This window comes from Pseudomonas lurida (genome assembly GCF_013522705.1).
Lineage (GTDB): Bacteria > Pseudomonadota > Gammaproteobacteria > Pseudomonadales > Pseudomonadaceae > Aquipseudomonas > Aquipseudomonas quebecensis.
Window position 1 is genome coordinate 28,438 of the sequence record NZ_JAAMRE010000033.1, and the last position, 20,806, is coordinate 49,243.

The window sequence follows — 20,806 nt, forward strand, 5'->3', positions numbered from 1 at the left end:
TCGATGAAACTCAATGATCTGAGTCCAGCGCCGGGTTCCCGTCGCGAAAAGCATCGTCCGGGCCGTGGTATCGGTAGCGGTTTGGGTAAGACTGGTGGCCGTGGCCACAAAGGTCAAACCTCCCGCTCCGGTGGCACCATCGCTCCAGGCTTTGAAGGCGGTCAACAGCCGCTGCATCGTCGCCTGCCTAAGTTCGGTTTCGTATCCCTGAAAGCTATGGATCGCGCAGAAGTGCGTCTGTCCGAGCTGGCTAAAGTGGAAGGCGACATCGTTACTCTGCAGACCCTGAAAGATGCCAACGTGATCAACGTCAACGTACAGCGTGTGAAAATCATGCTGTCCGGTGAAGTGACTCGCGCTGTCACTATCGGCAAGGGAATCGGCGCCACCAAAGGTGCGCGTTCGGCTATCGAAGCAGCTGGCGGCAAGTTCGAGGAATAAATGGCTAAGCAAGGTGCTCTCTCAGCGCTCGGCAAAGGCGGTATGTCTGAACTCTGGGCTCGTCTGCGTTTTCTGTTCCTGGCGATTATCGTCTACCGAATAGGCGCACACATCCCGGTTCCAGGTATCAACCCGGACCGACTCGCAGACCTGTTTCGACAGAATGAGGGGACCATTCTTAGCTTGTTCAACATGTTTTCCGGCGGCGCGCTGGAACGGATGAGCATCTTTGCGCTGGGGATCATGCCGTATATTTCGGCATCGATCATCATGCAACTGATGACCGCCGTCAGCCCGCAGCTGGAGCAGTTGAAGAAGGAAGGTGAAGCTGGCCGTCGCAAGATTAGCCAGTACACCCGCTACGGCACTGTTATCCTTGCCCTTGTTCAAGCTATCGGCATGTCCGTTGGCCTGGCGGGGCAGGGTGTTGCGTTCACTGGTGACTTTGGCTTCCATTTCGTTGCGGTATCCACTTTTGTGGCTGGCGCAATGTTCATGATGTGGCTGGGTGAGCAGATTACTGAGCGTGGTGTTGGTAACGGTATCTCGATGTTGATTTTCGCAGGTATCGTCGCCGGTCTTCCGAGAGCGATTGGGCAGTCTTTCGAGTCTGCACGTCAGGGTGATATCAATATCTTCGCCTTGGTTGCCATCGGTTTGCTGGCAGTAGCGATTATCGGTTTTGTGGTGTTCATTGAGCGTGGTCAGCGTCGTATTGCTGTTCACTACGCCAAGCGTCAGCAGGGCCGTAAGGTCTTTGCTGCGCAGACCAGCCACTTGCCGCTGAAAGTGAATATGGCCGGTGTTATTCCGGCAATTTTCGCGAGCAGCATTCTGCTGTTTCCGGCTTCGTTGGGTACCTGGTTTGGTCAGTCTGAAAATATGGGCTGGCTACAGGACCTCTCTCAGTCGATCGCTCCTGGTCAGCCGTTGAATATTCTGCTGTTTAGTGCAGGGATTATTTTCTTCTGCTTCTTCTATACGGCGTTGATGTTCAATCCGAAAGACGTAGCGGAAAACCTGAAGAAGTCCGGTGCCTTTATTCCGGGCATCCGTCCAGGTGAGCAGTCTGCGCGCTACATTGATGGCGTTTTGACTCGCTTGACCCTGTTCGGTGCTCTATATATGACGGCCGTGTGCCTGTTGCCCCAGTTCCTGGTGGTTGCAGCAAACGTTCCGTTCTACCTTGGCGGGACCTCGTTGCTGATCGTGGTCGTGGTTGTGATGGACTTCATGTCCCAAGTACAATCGCACCTCGTTTCGCACCAGTACGAATCCCTGATGAAGAAAGCCAACCTGAAGGGTTACGGCAGCGGCATGTTGCGCTGAGTACCCATAAGGTTCGAGGAGTTGGTGATGAAAGTTCGTGCATCGGTGAAAAAGCTGTGCCGTAACTGCAAGATTATTCGCCGCGAAGGTGTTGTTCGAGTAATTTGCAGCGCGGAACCGCGTCACAAACAGCGCCAAGGCTGAGTGTGATCCGCTTGAAGCCCGGCAGCTAGTGCGCTGCCGGGTTGATTATTTGTTATTACAGCGATATTATCTCGCGCCCTATTTCTTGGCTTCCGGGGCGTAGGTAGCTGTCAATTGGAGTCCCACTGAATGGCCCGTATTGCAGGCGTTAACATTCCAGATAACAAGCACACTGTTATCTCGCTGACCTACATCTATGGTGTTGGTCGCACTACTGCGCAGAAAATTTGCGCAGTTGCTGGGGTAAACCCAGCCGCTAAGATCAAGGATCTGAGCGACGAGCAGATTGAATTGCTGCGTGGCGAAGTGGCGAAGTTCACCACTGAAGGTGACCTGCGTCGCGAAATCAACATGAAAATCAAGCGTTTGATGGACCTCGGTTGCTATCGCGGTCTGCGTCATCGTCGTGGTCTTCCAGTACGCGGTCAGCGTACCAAGACTAACGCGCGTACCCGTAAAGGTCCGCGTAAGCCGATCCGCAAGTAATCGCCCCAGCGAATCGACAGGAAAATTATCATGGCAAAACCTGCTGCTCGTCCTCGTAAAAAAGTTAAAAAGACAGTGGTTGATGGCATCGCCCACATCCATGCTTCTTTTAACAACACCATCGTGACCATCACCGACCGTCAAGGTAACGCGCTTTCTTGGGCTACCTCCGGTGGTTCGGGTTTCCGCGGTTCCCGCAAGTCCACCCCGTTTGCTGCTCAAGTAGCTGCTGAACGTGCTGGTCAAGCTGCGCTGGAATACGGCCTGAAAAACCTCGACGTTAACGTCAAAGGTCCAGGTCCGGGTCGTGAGTCTGCTGTCCGTGCTTTGAACGGCTGTGGCTATAAGATCGCCAGCATCACCGACGTGACGCCAATCCCGCACAACGGGTGCCGTCCGCCGAAGAAGCGCCGCGTGTAATCCAGGAGATTGTAAAGAATGGCTCGTTACATTGGTCCAAAATGCAAACTCGCTCGTCGCGAGGGCACCGATCTCTTCCTGAAGAGCGGCGTGCGCGCGATCGAATCGAAGTGCAACATCGAAGCAGCACCTGGCATCCACGGCCAACGCCGCGGTCGCCAGTCCGATTACGGCACCCAACTGCGTGAAAAGCAGAAGGTCCGTCGTATCTACGGCGTTCTCGAGCGTCAGTTCAGCGGCTACTACAAAGAAGCTGCTGGCAAGAAAGGTGCAACCGGTGAAAACCTGCTGCAACTGCTCGAATGCCGTCTGGACAACGTTGTATACCGTATGGGCTTTGGTTCGACTCGTGCCGAATCCCGTCAGCTGGTATCGCACAAGTCGATCAGCGTTAACGGTCAGACCGTAAACGTTCCGTCTTACCAGGTTCGTGCTGGTGACGTGGTCGCAGTTCGCGAGAAAGCTAAAAACCAACTTCGCATTGTCCAAGCTCTCGATCTGTGTGCCCAACGTGGCCGCGTAGAATGGGTAGAAGTAGACACTGAGAAGAAGTCGGGCGTTTTCAAGAACGTTCCAGCTCGCAGTGATCTGTCCGCCGACATCAACGAAAGCCTGATTGTCGAGCTCTACTCCAAGTAAGGGCTAGAAAATAGGTGCATCCATGCAGATTTCGGTAAATGAGTTCCTGACACCCCGCCATATTGATGTGCAGGTTGTCAGTCCAACCCGCGCCAAGATCACTCTCGAGCCTCTCGAGCGTGGTTTTGGCCACACCCTGGGCAACGCGCTGCGCCGCATCCTGTTGTCCTCAATGCCCGGCTGTGCAGTAGTCGAGGCCGAGATTGACGGTGTGCTCCACGAGTACAGCGCCATCGAAGGTGTACAGGAAGACGTAATTGAAATCCTGTTGAACCTTAAAGGTCTGGCTATCAAGCTGCACGGCCGTGACGAAGTTACGCTGACCTTGTCGAAGAAGGGTTCGGGGGTGGTTACCGCTGCCGATATTCAGCTGGATCATGATGTCGAGATCGTTAACCCCGATCACGTAATCGCTAACCTGGCGTCTAACGGCGCCCTGAACATGAAGCTCACCGTAGCTCGTGGTCGTGGTTATGAACCGGCCGACTCGCGTCAGAGCGATGAAGACGAAAGCCGCAGCATTGGTCGCTTGCAGCTTGACTCTTCGTTCAGCCCGGTTCGCCGTATCGCATACGTGGTGGAAAACGCCCGTGTCGAGCAGCGTACTAACCTGGACAAGCTGGTTATTGATCTGGAAACCAACGGTACCCTGGATCCTGAAGAGGCTATCCGCCGCGCTGCAACCATTCTGCAACAGCAGTTGGCTGCGTTCGTCGACCTCAAAGGTGACAGCGAACCAGTGGTAATCGAGCAGGAAGACGAGATCGATCCGATCCTGCTTCGCCCGGTTGACGATCTGGAACTGACTGTACGTTCGGCTAACTGCCTTAAGGCGGAAAACATTTACTACATCGGCGACCTGATTCAGCGTACCGAAGTAGAACTGTTGAAGACTCCGAACCTGGGCAAGAAATCCTTGACTGAAATCAAGGACGTTCTGGCCTCCCGCGGTCTGTCCCTCGGCATGCGCCTCGACAACTGGCCGCCTGCAAGTCTTAAGAAGGACGACAAGGCGACTGCCTGATCGTCGTAATCACCGAACGTGAGTTTGGTAAGGAATGAACCATGCGTCATCGTAAAAGTGGTCGTCACCTGAGCCGTACCAGCTCGCACCGCAAGGCCATGTTCCAAAACATGGCGGTGTCGCTGTTCGAGCACGAGCTGATCAAAACTACACTGCCGAAAGCTAAAGAACTGCGTCGCGTTGCTGAGCCGCTGATCACTTTGGCTAAGACAGACAGCCTGGCTAACCGCCGTCTGGCTTTCGACCGTACTCGTTCGAAAGCTATCGTTGGTAAGCTCTTCAACGACCTGGGCAAGCGCTACGCTACCCGTGAGGGTGGCTACCTGCGCATCCTCAAGTGCGGTTTCCGCGCTGGCGACAACGCGCCTATGGCGTACGTCGAGTTGGTTGATCGTGCTACTGCTGGCGAAGCTGTAAGCGCCGAGTAAGACGACAGTCTGTAACGAAGAACCGGGCCTAGTGCCCGGTTTTTTGTGGGCGTGATAAAAGCGCGAATGTACAAGCTTCCTCCAGCAGCGCTTGGCACTATCGTATCGGAACTTGTTGGTAGTTATTTTCTATTGATGTCTACAATTTAATGAATTTGTAGGTGTCAGGTGGTTGATCAATACTTCCTCCAAGCCGATTAGCCGGCAGCTCCATCTGACCTGAGGAAAATTGAGCATGAGCCAGAATAAAATCCTTACCACCGCCAGTGGTGCACCCGTTGCGGATAATCAGAACTCCCGCTCCGCCGGCCCGCGCGGACCATTGTTGCTCGATGATTTTCATCTGATCGAGAAGCTCGCCCACTTCAACCGTGAGAACATTCCCGAACGCCGCGTCCACGCTAAAGGCTCGGGTGCATATGGCACGTTCACTGTGACCCGCGACATCACTCAATACACCAGTGCCAAGCTGTTTTCAGCGGTGGGCAAACAGACCCCGACTTTCCTGCGTTTCTCCACTGTGGGCGGTGAGCGTGGCTCGGCTGATACTGAGCGTGACCCCCGCGGTTTCGCCTTGAAGTTCTATACCGAAGAGGGCAACTGGGACATCGTGGGTAACAACACGCCAGTGTTCTTCATTCGCGACCCGCTGAAATTCCCAGACTTTATCCATACTCAAAAACGCCTGCCGCAAAGCAATCTGAAAAGCGCGCAAATGATGTGGGACTTCTGGTCGCACTCTCCAGAAGCACTGCACCAGGTCACGATTTTGTTCTCTGACCGCGGTATCCCTGATGGCTATCGTCACATGCATGGCTTCGGTAGCCATACCTACAGCTTGATCAACGCCCAGGGTGAGCGGCACTGGGTCAAATGGCACTACAAGACCAAGCAGGGCATCAAGAACCTCACGCCTGCAGAAGCCGCGCGTTTAGCGGGTACTGATCCTGATTACGCTCAGCGTGACCTGTTCGGGGCAATCGAGCGTGGTGACTTCCCGAAATGGCGCGTCTGCATCCAGATCATGACCGAAGCCCAAGCCAATGTTCATTACGAGAACCCTTTCGACGTGACTAAAACCTGGTCGCAAAAGGAGTTTCCGTTGATCGAAGTCGGCGAACTGGAGCTTAACCGTAACCCGCAAAATTACTTCGCTGAAGTAGAGCAAGCTGCGTTCGGTCCAAGCAATATGGTTCCGGGTGTGGGCTTGTCGCCCGACCGCATGCTGCAAGGTCGTGTATTTGCCTACGCAGATGCGCACCGCTACCGTGTCGGAACCAACCATCAGCAGCTGCCAGTGAATGCGCCGCGCAGCCCGGTGAATAGCTACCAGCGTGACGGCTCCATGGCCTTCGGTAGTAATGGCGGGGCGGCTCCCAACTACGAACCGAACAGCTATTCCGACGCGCCGAAACAGGCGCCTCAATATGCTGAACCCGCGTTGGCATTGAGCGGTGCGGCGGACCGCTACGATCATCGCGAAGACACCGACTACTACAGCCACGCCGGTGCGCTGTTCCGGCTGATGAACGATGAGCAGAAAGCTCTGCTCATCAACAACATTGCCGGTGCGATGTCTGGGGTTTCGAGTGATGTAGTTCAGCGTCAACTGCACCACTTCTACAAGGCGGACCCCGCTTATGGAGAAGCAATCGCAAAGGCGTTGGGTGTATCGCTTAACTGACTCTAAACGAGAAGCAGAACCGCCCTCATTTGGGCGGTTTTTGCGTTATTTCAGCTAGGTTTCTCTGAAAAACTTCGCTTTTCTGCCGTTGGTCCCGTGACCTTCGGCGCAGCATGGTTCAAACTACAGACTTTCAAGCAGGGAGATGTAGGGCGATGCAAGGTCACCCCGACGTAATCGATTACCTCAACACGTTGCTGACGGGCGAACTGGCTGCTCGTGACCAATATTTCATCCATTCACGCATGTACGAAGACTGGGGCTTTACCGAGCTCTACGAGCGTATCAACCACGAAATGGAAGAAGAGGCACAACACGCCGACGCGCTGATGCGCCGTATCCTGATGCTCGAAGGCACGCCACGCATGCGCCCCGATGACTTGGATGTCGGGACCACCGTACCAGACATGCTCGCGGCCGACCTTCGCCTGGAGTACAAAGTACGTGCCGCGCTCTGCAAGGGCATTGAGTTGTGCGAACAGCACAACGACTACGTCACCCGGGAAATCCTGCGTGTACAGTTGAACGATACCGAAGAAGATCACACCTACTGGCTGGAGAAGCAGTTGGGCCTGATCAAGTTGATTGGCCTGGAAAATTACCTGCAATCGCAGTTCTGATTCTCGGCTATAAAAAAAGCCCCTGCCACCGATGAGGTGACAGGGGCTTTTTACTACACCCGATAAATCAGGCTCGATCACGTTCCAGCAAGGGTTTCAAATAGTAACCCGTGTGCGATTGCGACATCTCGGAAACCTGCTCCGGCGTGCCCACTGCGATGATCTGGCCGCCCTTGGAGCCACCTTCCGGCCCAAGGTCCACCAGCCAGTCGGCTGTCTTGATTACATCCAGGTTGTGTTCGATCACCACCACGGTATTGCCATGGTCGCGGAGCCGGTGCAGTACATCCAGCAGCTGCTGGATATCCGCAAAGTGCAGACCGGTGGTTGGCTCATCGAGGATGTACAGGGTCTTGCCGGTATCGCGCTTGGACAGCTCGCGAGACAACTTCACCCGTTGCGCCTCACCGCCCGATAACGTAGTCGCCGACTGCCCCAGCTTGATATACGACAAGCCTACATCCATCAAAGTCTGCAGCTTGCGCGCCAGCGCCGGAACCGCGTCGAAGAACTCCCGCGCCTCTTCGATCGTCATCTCGAGGGTTTCGTGGATGCTCTTGCCCTTGTATTTGATCTCAAGGGTTTCACGGTTGTAGCGCTTGCTCTTGCACACATCGCACGGCACATAGATGTCCGGCAGAAAGTGCATTTCCACCTTGATCAGGCCATCGCCCTGGCAGGCTTCGCAGCGGCCACCCTTCACGTTGAATGAGAACCGCCCAGGCCCATAGCCACGGGAGCGCGACTCAGGGACGCCCGCGAACAATTCTCGAATTGGCGTAAACAGCCCGGTGTAGGTCGCCGGATTAGAACGCGGCGTGCGTCCGATCGGGCTTTGGTCGATATCGACCACCTTATCCAGGTGTTCCAGGCCCTTGATGCTGTCGTGAGCCGCCGCTTCGAGCGTGGTCGCGCCATTCAAGGCGGTGGCACTCAAAGGGAACAGCGTGTTGTTGATCAGCGTCGACTTGCCGGACCCGGAAACCCCGGTCACGCAGGTGAGCAGGCCCAACGGAATTTCCAGATCGACATTACGCAGGTTGTTGCCGCGCGCGCCCTTGAGGTGCAATGCCATTTTCTTGTTGCGCGGTGTGCGTTTGGCCGGCACTTCTATCTTCACCCGCCCCGACAGATATTTGCCTGTCAGCGAGTCCGGGTGAGCCATGACCTCGGCGGGTGTGCCCTCGGCGACAATATGCCCACCATGCACGCCGGCGCCGGGGCCGATGTCGACCACATAATCCGCCAGGCGGATCGCGTCTTCATCGTGCTCCACCACGATCACCGTGTTACCGATATCGCGCAGATGTTTGAGCGTGCCCAGCAACCGGTCGTTATCGCGCTGGTGCAAGCCGATCGACGGTTCGTCGAGGATGTAAAGTACGCCCACAAGTCCCGCGCCGATCTGACTGGCAAGGCGAATGCGCTGGGCTTCACCGCCGGACAGCGTGTCCGCACTGCGATCCAACGAAAGGTAGTCCAGGCCCACGTTCACCAGGAACTGCAAGCGTTCGCGGATTTCCTTAAGGATCTTGTCGGCAATTTCCCCGCGACGCCCGGTAAGCTTGAGCTCACCAAAGTATTCACAGGCATCGCCAATCGGCAGGTTGGTCACCGCCGGCAGGGTCTTCTCACCGACCCAGACATGACGCGCCTCGCGACGCAGGCGCGTACCCCGGCAATCCGGGCACGGCTGGGTGCTGAGGAACTTTGCCAGTTCCTCGCGCACGCTGGCCGACTCGGTCTCGCGATAGCGGCGCTCCAGGTTCGGCACGATGCCTTCGAACGGGTGAGAGCGCTTGACGATATCGCCACGGTCGTTCAAGTACTTGAAATCGACATTCTGCGAGCCGCTGCCGTTGAGAATGACCTTCTGCTGGTCCGAAGGCAGTTGGTTGAACGGCACTTCCAGGCTGAACTTATAGTGGGACGCCAGCGAGCCGAGCATCTGGAAGTAATAGACGTTACGCCTGTCCCAGCCGCGAATCGCGCCTTCGGCAAGTGTCAGATCACCATTGACCAGGCGCTTGATGTCGAAGAATTGCTTAACTCCCAGACCATCGCAGGTCGGGCAGGCGCCGGCCGGGTTGTTAAAGGAAAACAGCTTGGGTTCCAGCTCGCTGATGGCGTGACCGCAGATCGGGCAGGCGAAGCGCGCGGAGAAGATGATCTCTTCGCCCGGTTCGTCATCCATCGGAGCGACCAGCGCAATACCGTCCGCCAGCTTCAATGCGGTTTCAAAAGATTCCGCCAGGCGTTGCTGCAGGTCGGCTCGCACTTTGAAGCGGTCGACCACAACATCGATAGAATGCTTCTTCTGCTTGTCGAGCTTCGGCGCTTCATCCAGCTCATAGAGCTTGCCGTTGATGCGAGCCCGCACGAAGCCCTGGGCGCGCAGCTCTTCGAATACGGAAAGGTGTTCACCCTTGCGCTCGCGGATCACCGGCGCCAGCAGCATCAACTTGGCGCCTTCGGGCTGCGCCAATACCAGGTCGACCATCTGGCTGACGGTCTGGGCTTCCAGGGGAATGTCGTGGTCCGGGCAGCGGGGGATACCTACCCGCGCGTACAGCAGGCGCAGGTAGTCATAGATTTCGGTAATGGTGCCCACGGTGGAGCGCGGGTTATGGGAGGTCGACTTCTGTTCGATGGAAATGGCCGGCGACAGACCTTCGATGGTGTCGACGTCGGGCTTTTCCATCATCGACAGGAACTGGCGGGCGTAGGCCGACAGCGACTCCACGTAGCGACGCTGACCTTCGGCATACAGCGTATCGAATGCCAGAGACGATTTGCCGGACCCGGACAGGCCGGTGATCACGATCAGTTTGTCCCGCGGCAGGGTCAGGTCGATGTTCTTCAGGTTGTGGGTTCTAGCCCCACGAATCAGGATCTTGTCCAAGATGGCCTCGCACGGCGGGCGTAAATAATGCCGGAGTATACGGCTAAAGACTGGATGAATATACACTGTCAAAAGGCCGCTTGCAGCCTTACATGAAAGCTGCGCGGCAAACCGCCGCATATACCCTCTCAATCGATGGGACTGGTAGAATCGCCGCCGGTTCACACGAGGTTTTTCCATGCACGATCCCCACAGCGAACGCATGAGTAGCGGCGAGACCCGAGCGGCAGGCGGTCTGGCCCTGGTGTTCGCCTTCCGTATGCTTGGCATGTTCATGGTGTTGCCAGTGCTGGCGACTTATGGGATGGATCTCGCGGGCGCGACCCCCGCTCTGATCGGCCTGGCCATCGGCGCCTACGGCCTGACCCAGGCGATTTTTCAGATTCCGTTTGGGATCATTTCCGACCGTATTGGCCGCCGCCCGGTGATCTACCTCGGGCTGATCGTGTTTGCCCTCGGCAGCGTGCTCGCGGCGCAATCCGATTCGATCTGGGGCGTGATCGCCGGACGCATCCTACAGGGTGCCGGTGCTATTTCCGCTGCTGTAATGGCCTTGCTGTCGGACCTGACCCGCGAGCAGCATCGCACCAAGGCCATGGCGATGATCGGCATGACCATCGGCCTGTCGTTTGCCGTCGCCATGGTGGTAGGCCCGCTGCTGACGCGCGCGTTCGGCCTGCATGGGCTGTTTCTGGCCACCGGCGGCATGGCGCTGTTCGGCATCGTGATCGTAGCCTTCATGGTGCCGCGTTCCACCGGCACGCTGCAGCACCGCGAGTCCGGCGTGGCGCGCAAGGCATTGTTGCCGACGCTCAAGCACCCGGATCTGCTGCGCCTGGATTTAGGTATCTTCGTATTACACGCCATGCTGATGTGCAGCTTCGTCGCCTTGCCCCTGGCCCTGGTGCAAAAGGCCGGTCTGCCCAAGGAACAGCACTGGTGGGTGTACCTGACCGCGTTGCTGATTTCATTCTTCGCCATGATCCCGTTCATCATCTATGGCGAGAAGCGACGCAAAATGAAACGTGTTTTGCTGGGCGCCGTCGCGACATTGATGCTCACTGAACTATTCTTCTGGCAGTTCGGCGACAGCCTGCGGGCACTGGTGATCGGCACAGTGGTGTTCTTCACCGCGTTCAACCTGTTGGAGGCTTCGCTGCCTTCGCTGATCAGTAAAGTTTCACCGGCCGGCGGCAAGGGCACGGCGATGGGGGTGTATTCCACCAGTCAGTTCCTGGGCTCTGCACTGGGCGGCATCATGGGTGGCTGGATGTTCCAGCATGGCGGTTTGTCGGTTGTGTTCCTTGGATGCTCAGGTCTGGCTGCCCTCTGGCTGGCCTTTGCTGTTACCATGCGCGAACCTCCCTATGTAACGAGCCTGCGCTTGCCGTTGTCGCCAGAAGCGATCCGCGAAGCTGGCCTGGTCGAGCGCCTCAAGGCTGTTACAGGGGTTACCGATGCCGTGGTTGTTGCTGAAGAAGCCGCCATCTACATCAAATTGGACACCGAATTATTGGATCGCGCGACGCTCGAGCAACTGGTCAACCCAGTGCCGACAGCGCGCCCAGCTTAGGAGAACGTTATGGCCCGTGGGGTTAACAAAGTCATATTGGTCGGTACATGCGGCCAGGATCCCGAGGTTCGCTACTTGCCTAACGGTAATGCCGTGACCAACCTGAGTCTGGCGACCAGCGAACAGTGGACCGACAAGCAGACCGGCCAGAAGGTCGAGAAGACCGAATGGCACCGCGTATCGATGTTCGGCAAGGTCGCGGAAATCGCCGGCGAGTACCTGCGCAAAGGTTCGCAGGTCTACATCGAAGGCAAACTGCAGACCCGCGAGTGGGAAAAAGACGGCATCAAGCGTTACACCACTGAGATCGTGGTCGACATGCAGGGCACCATGCAATTGCTGGGCGGCCGTCCACAGGGCGACCAGCAGGGCCAGGGCGGCATGTCCAATTCGGCACCGCGTCCCCAGCAGTCGCGTCCACAGCCAAGCCAGCAGCCACAGCGTGAGTCGCGTCCAGCGCCACAGCAGGCGGCACCGCAGCCGGCGGCGGATTTCGACAGCTTTGATGACGATATTCCGTTCTAAGGCTTAAAGCGTCGAAACGAAAACCCCCGATAGTCCAGGCTTCGGGGGTTTTTTATTGCCCGTTAATCCACTTGGTTGTTCTCGTGGGTGGCAGAACTTAGGCTAGGGCCAACTTCCAAAAAAAGGAAAGCCACAATGACCTGGTCTGCCAAGCAATACACAATGTTCGAACAGCAGCGCACCCGCCCGGTACGCGACCTCGTCGCCGCCATCCCCGATACCCATGTGCGCAACGCCGTTGATCTGGGGTGCGGCCCGGGCAATTCCACCGAAGTATTGGCTGCGCGTTTCCCACAGGCGCACATCACTGGCATCGACAGCTCTGACGATATGTTGAGCGACGCCCGTCAACGCTTACCGACCTTGAACTTCGAACTGGCGGACATCGGCGCGTGGCAGCCGTCGCAGGCTTTCGATGTGATCCTGGCCAATGCCTCGCTGCAATGGTTGCCGGACCACGCCACGTTGTACCCGCACCTGATCCAGCAGCTGACGCCCGGCGGCACCTTGGCCGTGCAGACCCCGGACAACCTTGATGAGCCCGCGCATCGGCTCGCCCGCGAAGTCGCCGCCGATGGCCCGTGGGCCGCAACGATCGGTGGGTTCCAACACAACCAGCGGCACGCGCCTGCCTACTACTACGAATTGCTGAGCAAGCACTGCGGCACTGTCGACGTATGGCGCACGACCTACCAGCATCCATTGGCCGATCATGCGGCCATAGTGGAGTGGTTCAAGGGCACGGGGCTGCGGCCGTTTCTAGCGCCTTTGAACGACGAAGAAAGGGCCGCTTTCCTACGTGAATATCAGGCGCGCGTCACCCAGGCTTATCCGGCCCTGGCGGACGGCACGGTGCTGTTGCCGTTTCCGCGTCTGTTTGTCATCGCCACACGCTGACAACAACCGCACGGTGGCGGTCAGGCCGCCGCCGCTTGCGCCTTCAGGAACTCATCCGCCGACACCACACCCGCGTACCCGAACGCCAGCGACGCCATATACGCCCCATGCACCTGCGCGGCCGGAATCACCTGCCCATTGAATTCCAGATCACGGGTGGCGCAGGCGTCATGGACCACCGTGACGGTGTAGCCCAGGTCCGCCGCGGCCCGTACCACGCCGTCGATGCACATGTGGCTCATGCTGCCGACCACTACCAGGTCAGTGATGCTGCGTTGTTCGAGCAGCGCACGCAGGTTGGTTTCGCGGAACGCATTCACGAAATGCTTGAGCACCACCGGCTCGTCGCCTTGATTGAGCACCTGGTTGTGCAAAAGCGCGCCGTCGGAGCCCGGGGTGAAGAACGGTGCATCCTCGGACGTGAACTCATGGCGCACATGAATCACCGCATCGCCGGCCTGGCGAAAGGCTTGCAGCACTTGCAGTGCCTTGTCGGCAGCGGCTTGCACGCCGTCAAGCGGCCACTTGCCCTGGGGGAAGTAGTCGTTCTGGATATCGATTAGGATGAGCGCCTGCTTGGCCATGGAGGTTGCCTCGTGATGGGTTGATGGGCCCAGTATCTTAGCTGGCGTCGCGCCCGAGGATTGGCTGCACCGACAATAACAGGGGGAAAACTGACAATGGCCGTGGAACGCTCCACCGTTGAGCTGGGTGTGTTGATCTACCAGGGCGCGCAATTGGCGGCTGTGCATGGGCTGACCGACCTGTTCGGCGTGGCCAATCGCATCGCCGCCGGGCACGCGTCCGCTCAGTTGCCGTTGCTGCGCATCAGCCATTGGCACGTGCAGGCCGAGGGTGAGCCGATGCGGGTATTCGACAGCCAGCCCGGCCCGGATCTGCCACTGATGGCTCTGCTTGTGCCGCCCTCGATCTGTGGCTTCACCGATGAGCAGGCGCCGCCGTCTCTGCTGGCTTGGCTGCGCAAAACACATGCCGGCGGTACGGTGCTTGGCGGCGTGTGCATCGGCTCGATCATGCTGGCGCGCAGTGGTCTGCTGGACGGGCGCAGCGCCACCACTCATTGGTCATCCGCCGAGTCATTTGCCGCCCTTTACCCGGCGGTGCGCCTGGAGGCGGACAAGCCCATTGTGGACGACGGCGACTTGATCACCACCGCCGGGCTGATGGCATGGTCCGAATTGGGCCTGCGCCTGGTCGACCGTTTGATGGGGCCGAGTATCGCCGCCGACACCGCGCGTTTCCTGGTGGTCGAACACAGTGACAGCGCCAGCCAGTGCGGCAGCAACTTTGCACCCATCCTCGGCCATGGCGATGGCGCGATCCTCAAGGTCCAGCATTGGTTGCAGGCCAGCGGCGCGGTGGATGTGTCCGTGACCGCCATGGCCCAAGCGGCAGGGCTGGAAGAGCGCACGTTCCTGCGCCGGTTTCGCAACGCCACCGGGCTCAAACCCACCGAATACTGCCAGCACCTGCGGGTGGGCAAGGCGCGGCAGATGCTGGAGTTCACCACTGGCACCATTGACCACATCGCCTGGACCGTGGGGTATCAGGACCCCAGCGCGTTCCGCGCTATCTTCAAGAAAATAACCGGGCTGGCGCCGAGCGACTACCGCAGCCGTTTTGGTGTGTAAATCGTGCAGAACGCCTGTTGCTCAAGGCGAGGTCGTGCAGAATCAAACAGGCCATTGGCTATCGCCTTGCCCCTAACTGACTGATTTGCCGACGCTGTCAGCCTTAGGGGGATTGGCCTGATCCCTGCAACTGTCCCCCTTACACACATGGCAGGATGGCCAAGGGGGACGCATGACCCCGATGCAATGCAAAAAAAGCGTGGTGGCGCATTCGACACGCAAAGGCGCGCCCCGGCATGAAGTCGACACCAACCGCGCCCTGGCCCGTTGGCTGGCGCAGATTCTGGGGCTCAAGTTCGGCGGCAGCTACGATCCGCAGCAACACGCGGGGCGTGATCTCTACCTGCTGCCCACGCAAACCATCGTCGGTCCGGCCCAGGCCCGTGCCTTGAATATCCAAGGCCCGGACGACCTGTGGGGCGGGTATGTGGAGCACGATTTCATCTGCACCAAAGCCATTACCCATGGCTTGCTCGGACCGAACGCCAAGGCACCGGATGGCTGGTCGCCGCAGTTCTGCGAGCAAGTGCGCGATGTGGTGCTCGACGGCCTCAGCGTATTCGCCTTGGGTGACGCGCGGGAGGCCGCCACGCGCCTGCTGTACAGCGGGCCGATCCGTCTGAAACCTGTGCACGCCTGCGCGGGGCGCGGACAGCAGGTCGTCCGTAGTCTGGACGAACTCGATGCCGTGCTGGCGCACCCGCAGGCGACGGCGATGTTCAATGACGGTGTGGTGCTGGAGCAGGACCTGCGCAACGTGGTCACTCACAGCGTGGGTCAGAGTTTTATCGGCGATTACGTGCTCAGTTACTGCGGCCAGCAATACCTGACTCAAGACGGGCAGGGCGAAGAGGTCTACGGCGGCTCCGACCTGCTGGTGGTGCCGGGGGATTACGCCGACCTGCTGGCACTGAAGCTGCCCGACGACGTGCGCCTGGCCGTCGAGCAGGCCAGGGTTTTCGACGCCGCCGCCGACCAGTGCTATCCGGGGTTCTACGCATCGCGACGCAACTACGATGTCGCCCAGGGCCTGGACAGCGAGGGCCAGCGCCGCAGCGGCGTGCTCGAACAGTCTTGGCGCATGGGCGGTGCCAGCAGCGCCGAGGTTGCGGCGTTACAGAGTTTTATCAACCACCCGGGCCTGCAAGCCATTCATGTGTCCTCGGTGGAAACCTATCACCACCAAGCGCTGCCGGCGGATGCCATCGAGGTGTACCGAGGCCCGGCGGAACACAGCGAATTTCTTCTCAAGTACGTAACGGTCAAATCTTATGACGGCTAGAAGCGAAAGCATTTCCATCGATATCGACGACGAACAAATGAGCGGCACGTTCCTGAGCCCCAAATCCAAAGTGCCCGGCGTGTTGTTTGTGCATGGTTGGGGCGGCAGCCAGGAGCGGGATTTGGAACGCGCCAAAGGTATCGCGGGCCTGGGCTGTGTCTGCCTGACCTTCGACCTGCGAGGTCACGCCGGCACCGGTATTCCACTGTCGCGAGTGACGCGCGAAGACAACCTGCGCGACCTGCTGGCCGCCTATGACCGGCTGATCGCGCACCCGGCCATCGACACCTCGGCGGTGGCGGTGGTGGGCACCAGCTACGGCGGTTACCTGGCGGCGATTCTCACCTCATTGCGTCCGGTGCGCTGGCTGGCCCTGCGGGTACCGGCGTTGTACCGCGATCAGGAATGGCTCAAGCCCAAGCGTGACCTGGATAAAGCTGACTTGATGGATTACCGCAGTACCCTGGTGCACGCCGAAACCAACCGAGCCCTGCACGCATGCTCGGCGTTTACCGGGGACGTGTTGATCGTGGAATCCGAAACCGATGACCACGTGCCTCACGCCACCATCATGAGCTACCGCGCGGCGTGCCAGCATACCCATTCGCTGACCCACCGCATCATCGACGGCGCCGACCACGCTCTCAGCGACCCGGTGTCCCAGCAGGCCTACACCTCGATTCTCGTGGACTGGATCACCGAGATGGTAGTGGGCGAGCGCTTGAGCATCATCCAGTCGCGGTAACCCTTAGGCGGGTGTTTTCTTCACCCGCAATGCCTTGGCCTTGGCCTCAACGCCCAGGTACATCACCAGGGCGATCAGCAGCGGGCATATGAAATAGATCGCCCGGTACGCAATCAGCCCGGCCAGCAGGCTGCCCCGCGATGCCTCGTGTTGCAGCAGCGCGATAAACACCGCCTCCAGCACCCCGAGCCCGGCCGGGATATGAGTGACCACCCCGGCAATCGCGCTGATCAGCAGCACGCCGAGCACCAGTGGGTAATCCAGTTTGGACGGCAGCAGCGTGAAAATCACCGCCGCCATCAACGACCAGTTCAGCGCGCCCAACGCCAATTGCAGGCACGCCATGCGCAACGACGGCAGGTTTATTTCGATACCGCGGATCGACCACGCGCGCTTCTTCGAGAACCGGCATGCCGCCAGATAAGCCAGGCTCGCCAGCACCAACAACACCCCCACACCTTGCAAGGCGCCGCTGCTCAATTTCCAGCCGGGTGGCAGTGTCACCAGCCCGCTGCTGAACACCACGCCGGCCAGGGCCATATAGCCGAACCAGTTGGTGGCCAGGCTCAGGCCGAGGATTTTAGCGATATTGCCGGTGCTCACCCCCAACCGCGAATACAGCCGATAGCGCATCGCAATACCGCCCACCCACGCGCTCAGGTTGAGGTTGAACGCATAGCTGATGATGCCCACCGGCAAAATCTGCTTCCAACGCAACGGCTGGCGAATGTAGGTGCGGCCGATCAGGTCGAAGCAGGCGTAGACGATAAAACTGCACAGGGTCAGCGCGCTGGCGATCAGGAGCGTGCGCAGCTTGAACTCGCTCAAGGTCTGTACCACTTCGCTCCAGTCGATGCGACGCGCGAGCATCGTGAACAACACAATCAGCAGCAGGAAGAACGCGATGGTCAGCGGTTTCTTCCAGCGCTTGAAGCGCGAACCGCCGGTTTCAGTGGTCATGGGCCTGGCTCTCGAAAGGTTTCAGACGCGGTTTGTGGGCCGGCAACCAACCCGTCAGTACGGGAAAATGGCGCATCACATGGAACACCAGGAAACCCACGGTCAGGCGCCACAGCCACAGGCGTGGCTTGCGGTTTTCCGGCATGGTCTTGCAGTGGTTGTTCGCCAGCGTTTCCAGGCGCTCGTACAACTGCTGGTTGAACCCGCGGTCGCGGATCAGCACGTTGGCTTCCAGGTTGAGCGACAAGCTCAACGGGTCCAGGTTGCTTGAGCCCACGGTGCTCCATTCGTCATCCACCAGCGCCACTTTGCCGTGCAGCGGGCGCTGGCAGTATTCGTGGATCACCACGCCGTCCTTGAGCAGGTAGTCATAGAGCATCCGCGCCGCCAGCTTGGCCAGCAACACATCGGGTTGGCCCTGCATGATCAGTTGCACGTGCACGCCACGTCGCGCCGCGTTGCGGATCTCGCGCAGCAGGCGGTAGCCGGGGAAGAAGTAAGCATTGGCGATCACCGCGCGTTTTTGCGCTTTGCTCAACGCATGGATATACGCTTCTTCGATGTCGTCGCGGTGCTGCAGGTTGTCGCGGTAAATCAGACGCACCAGGCCATCGCCTTGCTCGGCCGGCCACACCGCCGGCCGTTGCTGGCGCCGCCGCCAGCCGCGTCGTGTGCGCACCTGCCGACCGCTCTGTGCCAGGGCGAAGTGATGCAGGTCGGCGACCGCCGGGCCGGTGATTTGCACCGCGTAATCCTGCTTGGCTTCGGGGCCGAAATCGCCGAGGTGGTCGGCGGAAAAATTGATCCCGCCGATAAACCCCACGGTAGCGTCCACCACCACGATCTTGCGGTGCAGGCGGCGAAACCAGTTGGTGCGAATGCCCAGGGTCTTGGATGCCGGGTCGAACATTTGCACGGCCACGCCCGCATCCGCCAACGCACCGAGGAACGATGGGCTCAGCTCGCCGCTGCCAAAACCGTCGAGGCTGGCGACCACCTTGACGCCCCGCTGCGCCGCCTCGATCAAAATACGCTGAAGCTCATTGCCCACCTTGTCTTCGAACAGAATAAAGGTCTCCAGCAGGATCTCGCGCTGGGCTTGGCGCATGGCCTCAAACACCCTGGGGAAGTACGCTTCACCGTTTTCCAGCAGTTCAACCCGGTTACCGCTCTGCCAGCCGTAATCGAGGTCGCGGGCCTTGGCTTCGTCCGGTGGCTGATCGGTGGAAATGTGTTCTACCGCAATGTTCATAGTTCGATCTCCACGGACAGCGGCACGTGATCTGACAAATGGGACCACGGCCGTGCGGTCAGCACGCGCGGGTTATGGGCGGTGAGGTTGCGCACGTAGATACGGTCCAGCGCCAGCAACGGCAGGCGCGCTGGAAAGGTGCGCGCCGGTTTGCCGTGGGCGCCGACGAAGACTTCGGTCAGCCCGCTCTGGCTCAGGTCGGCTTTTTGTCGCCAATCGTTGAAATCCCCTGCCACCAGCACCGGCGCATCCGCCGGGATTTGCGCGATACGCTGCTCCAGCAAACGCAATTGCTGCTGGCGATGCACCTCGCGCAGGCCCAGGTGGATGCAGAACGCATGCACTTCCTGGCCGGTGCCCGGCAGGCGCAGTACGCAATGCAGCAGGCCACGGTTTTCATGGCCGCTTTGGGATATGTCGAGGTTGTCGTAGCGCACGATCTGGAATTTGGACAGCAGCGCATTACCGTGGTCGCCGTGGGGGTAGACCGCGTTACGCCCATAGGCGAACTGCGGCCAGATACTGTCGGCGAGAAACTCGTACTGCGGCATGTTCGGCCAGTTGCTGTAACGCTGCGGGTGCTGCTCGTGGGTGCCGTGGATCTCCTGCAGAAACACTATATCGGCGCCGATGCTGCGCACCGCTTCGCGCAGCTCGGGCAGGATGAAACGACGGTTGAGCGCGGTGAAGCCTTTGTGGATATTCACCGTGAGCACGGTAAAGCGCGTGATCGGCGTCGTCGGGGTGATGGGGATCAACTCGGGATGGGTCATGGCAACACTCCAGGTTCCGGCAGTTTCCCCGGCTCTGTGGCGAGGTGCGTATCCAGCTCGAAACGCTTGAGTAACTGGCGCGCATCGAAAGGCGCGCGCACTTTGATGTCATTGTCGAAAAAACAGAACACGTCGCGCTGCTTGCGCGCACGCGGCTTGTGCTGCGGGTCGGCCAGGTGCGCATCGGTTGGCTGCTTGCCCTTGCACCAGCGCTCGATGCGGTCGCCCCAACGCGTCAAGGCTTCGGGGGTATAGCCGCTGGCATACAGCTGTTTGTCTCCGTGCAGGCGCAAGTACACAAAGTTGGCGGTGACGTCTTCGAGATAAGGCCACTTGCCCGCTGTGTCCGCCACCACCAGGGCCACGCCGTACGTGTCCAGCAGGTGTACGAACTCGGGCACGGCAAAACTTTTATGTCGAATTTCCACCGCGTGCCGTAGCGCGCGCTTGCCGTGCGCCTGCAGGCTCGCCTTGCCGTTCAGGCGCGGCTCATGCTGGCGGGCGAGGGTGGCGGCTTGTTGGGTGTCGGTGGGCAGCTCCTTTAGAAACGCCTCGAACAAGGCCGGATCGAACTTAAAACTGGGCGGAAACTGCCAGAGAATCGGGCCGAGTTTTTCCTTCAGCTCCAGCACCCCGGAGGCGAAGAAATTCGCCACCGGTTTATGCACGTCCCGCAAGCGCAGGATGTGCGTGATGTAGCGCGGCGCCTTGACGCTGAACATAAAACCGTCAGGCGTATCGGCGTACCACTCTGCGTAGCGCTTGGGCGTCTGCAGCGCGTAGAACGAGCCGTTGATTTCGATACTGTTGACGGCGCGTGACGCAAACTGCAATTCGCGTTTCTGGGGCAGCCCCTCGGGGTAGAAGTCCCCGCGCCAGGGCGTGTAGCGCCAGCCGGATATGCCGATGTGAATCGCCGCCATGGTTGCTCCTGTCAAGGCAAGGCCGGTTTGCCTGCGTGGTTGGATGACTGCCGGATTTGACGGAAAGTTTCGCGATTCCTACAGACGGCACATTCTCGGGAACGATC

The 20,806-nt window shown here is 59.2% G+C and carries 22 protein-coding genes; 16 read left to right on the forward strand and 6 right to left on the reverse strand.

Features of this window, described 5'->3' with window-relative positions:
• The first annotated feature begins 3 nt into the window (after positions 1–3).
• The 10 genes from rplO to bfr all read left to right on the forward strand — a co-directional run bounded on the left by rplO (position 4) and on the right by bfr (position 7,215).
• A complete protein-coding gene (gene rplO / locus G7025_RS22855) occupies positions 4–441 on the forward strand; it encodes a 50S ribosomal protein L15 (RefSeq protein WP_016969471.1) in 438 nt (145 codons plus the stop codon).
• Positions 442–1,770: a preprotein translocase subunit SecY gene (gene secY / locus G7025_RS22860; RefSeq protein ID WP_003176406.1), complete on the forward strand. Its 1,329-nt coding sequence runs from the start codon at positions 442–444 to the stop codon at positions 1,768–1,770.
• Between the two features lie 27 nt (positions 1,771–1,797).
• The gene (rpmJ, locus tag G7025_RS22865; protein WP_002555468.1) at positions 1,798–1,914 is read left to right on the forward strand and encodes a 50S ribosomal protein L36; all 117 of its coding nucleotides are present in this window, start codon (positions 1,798–1,800) and stop codon (positions 1,912–1,914) included.
• A 129-nt stretch (positions 1,915–2,043) separates the two neighbouring features.
• Positions 2,044–2,400 carry a 30S ribosomal protein S13 gene (gene rpsM / locus G7025_RS22870; protein WP_024077676.1) on the forward strand — a complete coding sequence of 119 codons (357 nt, stop codon included), beginning with the start codon at positions 2,044–2,046 and terminating at the stop codon, positions 2,398–2,400.
• Between the two features lie 30 nt (positions 2,401–2,430).
• Positions 2,431–2,820, forward strand: coding sequence for a 30S ribosomal protein S11 (gene rpsK, locus G7025_RS22875; RefSeq protein WP_002555466.1), 390 nt, complete (start codon positions 2,431–2,433; stop codon positions 2,818–2,820).
• A gap of 18 nt (positions 2,821–2,838) precedes the next feature.
• A complete protein-coding gene (gene rpsD, locus G7025_RS22880; RefSeq protein WP_003176404.1) occupies positions 2,839–3,459 on the forward strand; it encodes a 30S ribosomal protein S4 in 621 nt (206 codons plus the stop codon).
• A 22-nt stretch (positions 3,460–3,481) separates the two neighbouring features.
• The gene (locus G7025_RS22885) at positions 3,482–4,483 is read left to right on the forward strand and encodes a DNA-directed RNA polymerase subunit alpha (RefSeq protein WP_003176403.1); all 1,002 of its coding nucleotides are present in this window, start codon (positions 3,482–3,484) and stop codon (positions 4,481–4,483) included.
• Positions 4,484–4,524: 41 nt separating this feature from the next.
• The gene (rplQ, locus tag G7025_RS22890) at positions 4,525–4,911 is read left to right on the forward strand and encodes a 50S ribosomal protein L17 (RefSeq protein WP_003176402.1); all 387 of its coding nucleotides are present in this window, start codon (positions 4,525–4,527) and stop codon (positions 4,909–4,911) included.
• 235 nt (positions 4,912–5,146) lie between these two features.
• Positions 5,147–6,595, forward strand: coding sequence for a catalase (locus G7025_RS22895; RefSeq protein WP_181081307.1), 1,449 nt, complete (start codon positions 5,147–5,149; stop codon positions 6,593–6,595).
• Between the two features lie 155 nt (positions 6,596–6,750).
• Positions 6,751–7,215, forward strand: a complete 465-nt coding sequence (gene bfr / locus G7025_RS22900; protein ID WP_003176400.1) for a bacterioferritin — start codon at positions 6,751–6,753, stop codon at positions 7,213–7,215.
• A 67-nt stretch (positions 7,216–7,282) separates the two neighbouring features.
• On the opposite strand, the gene uvrA is transcribed toward bfr, so the two are convergent.
• On the reverse strand, positions 7,283–10,117 hold the full coding sequence (uvrA, locus tag G7025_RS22905; protein ID WP_181081308.1) for an excinuclease ABC subunit UvrA: 2,835 nt from the start codon (positions 10,115–10,117) through the stop codon (positions 7,283–7,285).
• 178 nt (positions 10,118–10,295) lie between these two features.
• On the opposite strand from uvrA, the gene G7025_RS22910 reads away from it, so the two are divergent.
• From G7025_RS22910 to tam, 3 genes are all read left to right on the forward strand, one after another.
• Complete coding sequence (locus G7025_RS22910; RefSeq protein WP_181081309.1) at positions 10,296–11,690, forward strand: MFS transporter; 1,395 nt, start codon at positions 10,296–10,298, stop codon at positions 11,688–11,690.
• A 9-nt stretch (positions 11,691–11,699) separates the two neighbouring features.
• A complete protein-coding gene (locus tag G7025_RS22915; protein WP_017849542.1) occupies positions 11,700–12,215 on the forward strand; it encodes a single-stranded DNA-binding protein in 516 nt (171 codons plus the stop codon).
• Between the two features lie 135 nt (positions 12,216–12,350).
• The gene (gene tam, locus G7025_RS22920) at positions 12,351–13,112 is read left to right on the forward strand and encodes a trans-aconitate 2-methyltransferase (protein ID WP_181081310.1); all 762 of its coding nucleotides are present in this window, start codon (positions 12,351–12,353) and stop codon (positions 13,110–13,112) included.
• A gap of 20 nt (positions 13,113–13,132) precedes the next feature.
• On the opposite strand, the gene G7025_RS22925 is transcribed toward tam, so the two are convergent.
• Positions 13,133–13,696, reverse strand: coding sequence for a cysteine hydrolase family protein (locus tag G7025_RS22925; protein WP_181081311.1), 564 nt, complete (start codon positions 13,694–13,696; stop codon positions 13,133–13,135).
• 96 nt (positions 13,697–13,792) lie between these two features.
• On the opposite strand from G7025_RS22925, the gene G7025_RS22930 reads away from it, so the two are divergent.
• The 3 genes from G7025_RS22930 (at position 13,793) to G7025_RS22940 (ending at position 16,791) form a co-directional block, all read left to right on the forward strand.
• Positions 13,793–14,764 carry a GlxA family transcriptional regulator gene (locus tag G7025_RS22930; RefSeq protein WP_181081312.1) on the forward strand — a complete coding sequence of 324 codons (972 nt, stop codon included), beginning with the start codon at positions 13,793–13,795 and terminating at the stop codon, positions 14,762–14,764.
• Positions 14,765–14,936: 172 nt separating this feature from the next.
• Positions 14,937–16,046 (forward strand): DUF3182 family protein, encoded by a 1,110-nt coding sequence (locus tag G7025_RS22935; RefSeq protein WP_181081313.1) that lies wholly within the window; start codon positions 14,937–14,939, stop codon positions 16,044–16,046.
• The gene (locus G7025_RS22940) at positions 16,036–16,791 is read left to right on the forward strand and encodes an alpha/beta hydrolase family protein (protein WP_181081314.1); all 756 of its coding nucleotides are present in this window, start codon (positions 16,036–16,038) and stop codon (positions 16,789–16,791) included. The genes G7025_RS22935 and G7025_RS22940 overlap by 11 nt, the downstream gene beginning before the upstream one ends.
• 3 nt (positions 16,792–16,794) lie before the next feature.
• On the opposite strand, the gene G7025_RS22945 is transcribed toward G7025_RS22940, so the two are convergent.
• The 4 genes from G7025_RS22945 to G7025_RS22960 are packed head-to-tail and all read right to left on the reverse strand — an operon-like array spanning position 16,795 to position 20,699.
• Positions 16,795–17,751, reverse strand: coding sequence for a lysylphosphatidylglycerol synthase domain-containing protein (locus G7025_RS22945; protein ID WP_181081315.1), 957 nt, complete (start codon positions 17,749–17,751; stop codon positions 16,795–16,797).
• A complete protein-coding gene (gene clsB / locus G7025_RS22950; RefSeq protein ID WP_181081316.1) occupies positions 17,741–19,003 on the reverse strand; it encodes a cardiolipin synthase ClsB in 1,263 nt (420 codons plus the stop codon). Before clsB ends, G7025_RS22945 begins: the two co-directional genes overlap by 11 nt.
• The gene (locus tag G7025_RS22955; protein ID WP_181081317.1) at positions 19,000–19,776 is read right to left on the reverse strand and encodes an endonuclease/exonuclease/phosphatase family protein; all 777 of its coding nucleotides are present in this window, start codon (positions 19,774–19,776) and stop codon (positions 19,000–19,002) included. Before G7025_RS22955 ends, clsB begins: the two co-directional genes overlap by 4 nt.
• Positions 19,773–20,699, reverse strand: a complete 927-nt coding sequence (locus G7025_RS22960) for a DUF72 domain-containing protein (protein WP_181081318.1) — start codon at positions 20,697–20,699, stop codon at positions 19,773–19,775. The genes G7025_RS22955 and G7025_RS22960 overlap by 4 nt, the downstream gene beginning before the upstream one ends.
• Between the last annotated feature and the right edge of the window lie 107 nt (positions 20,700–20,806).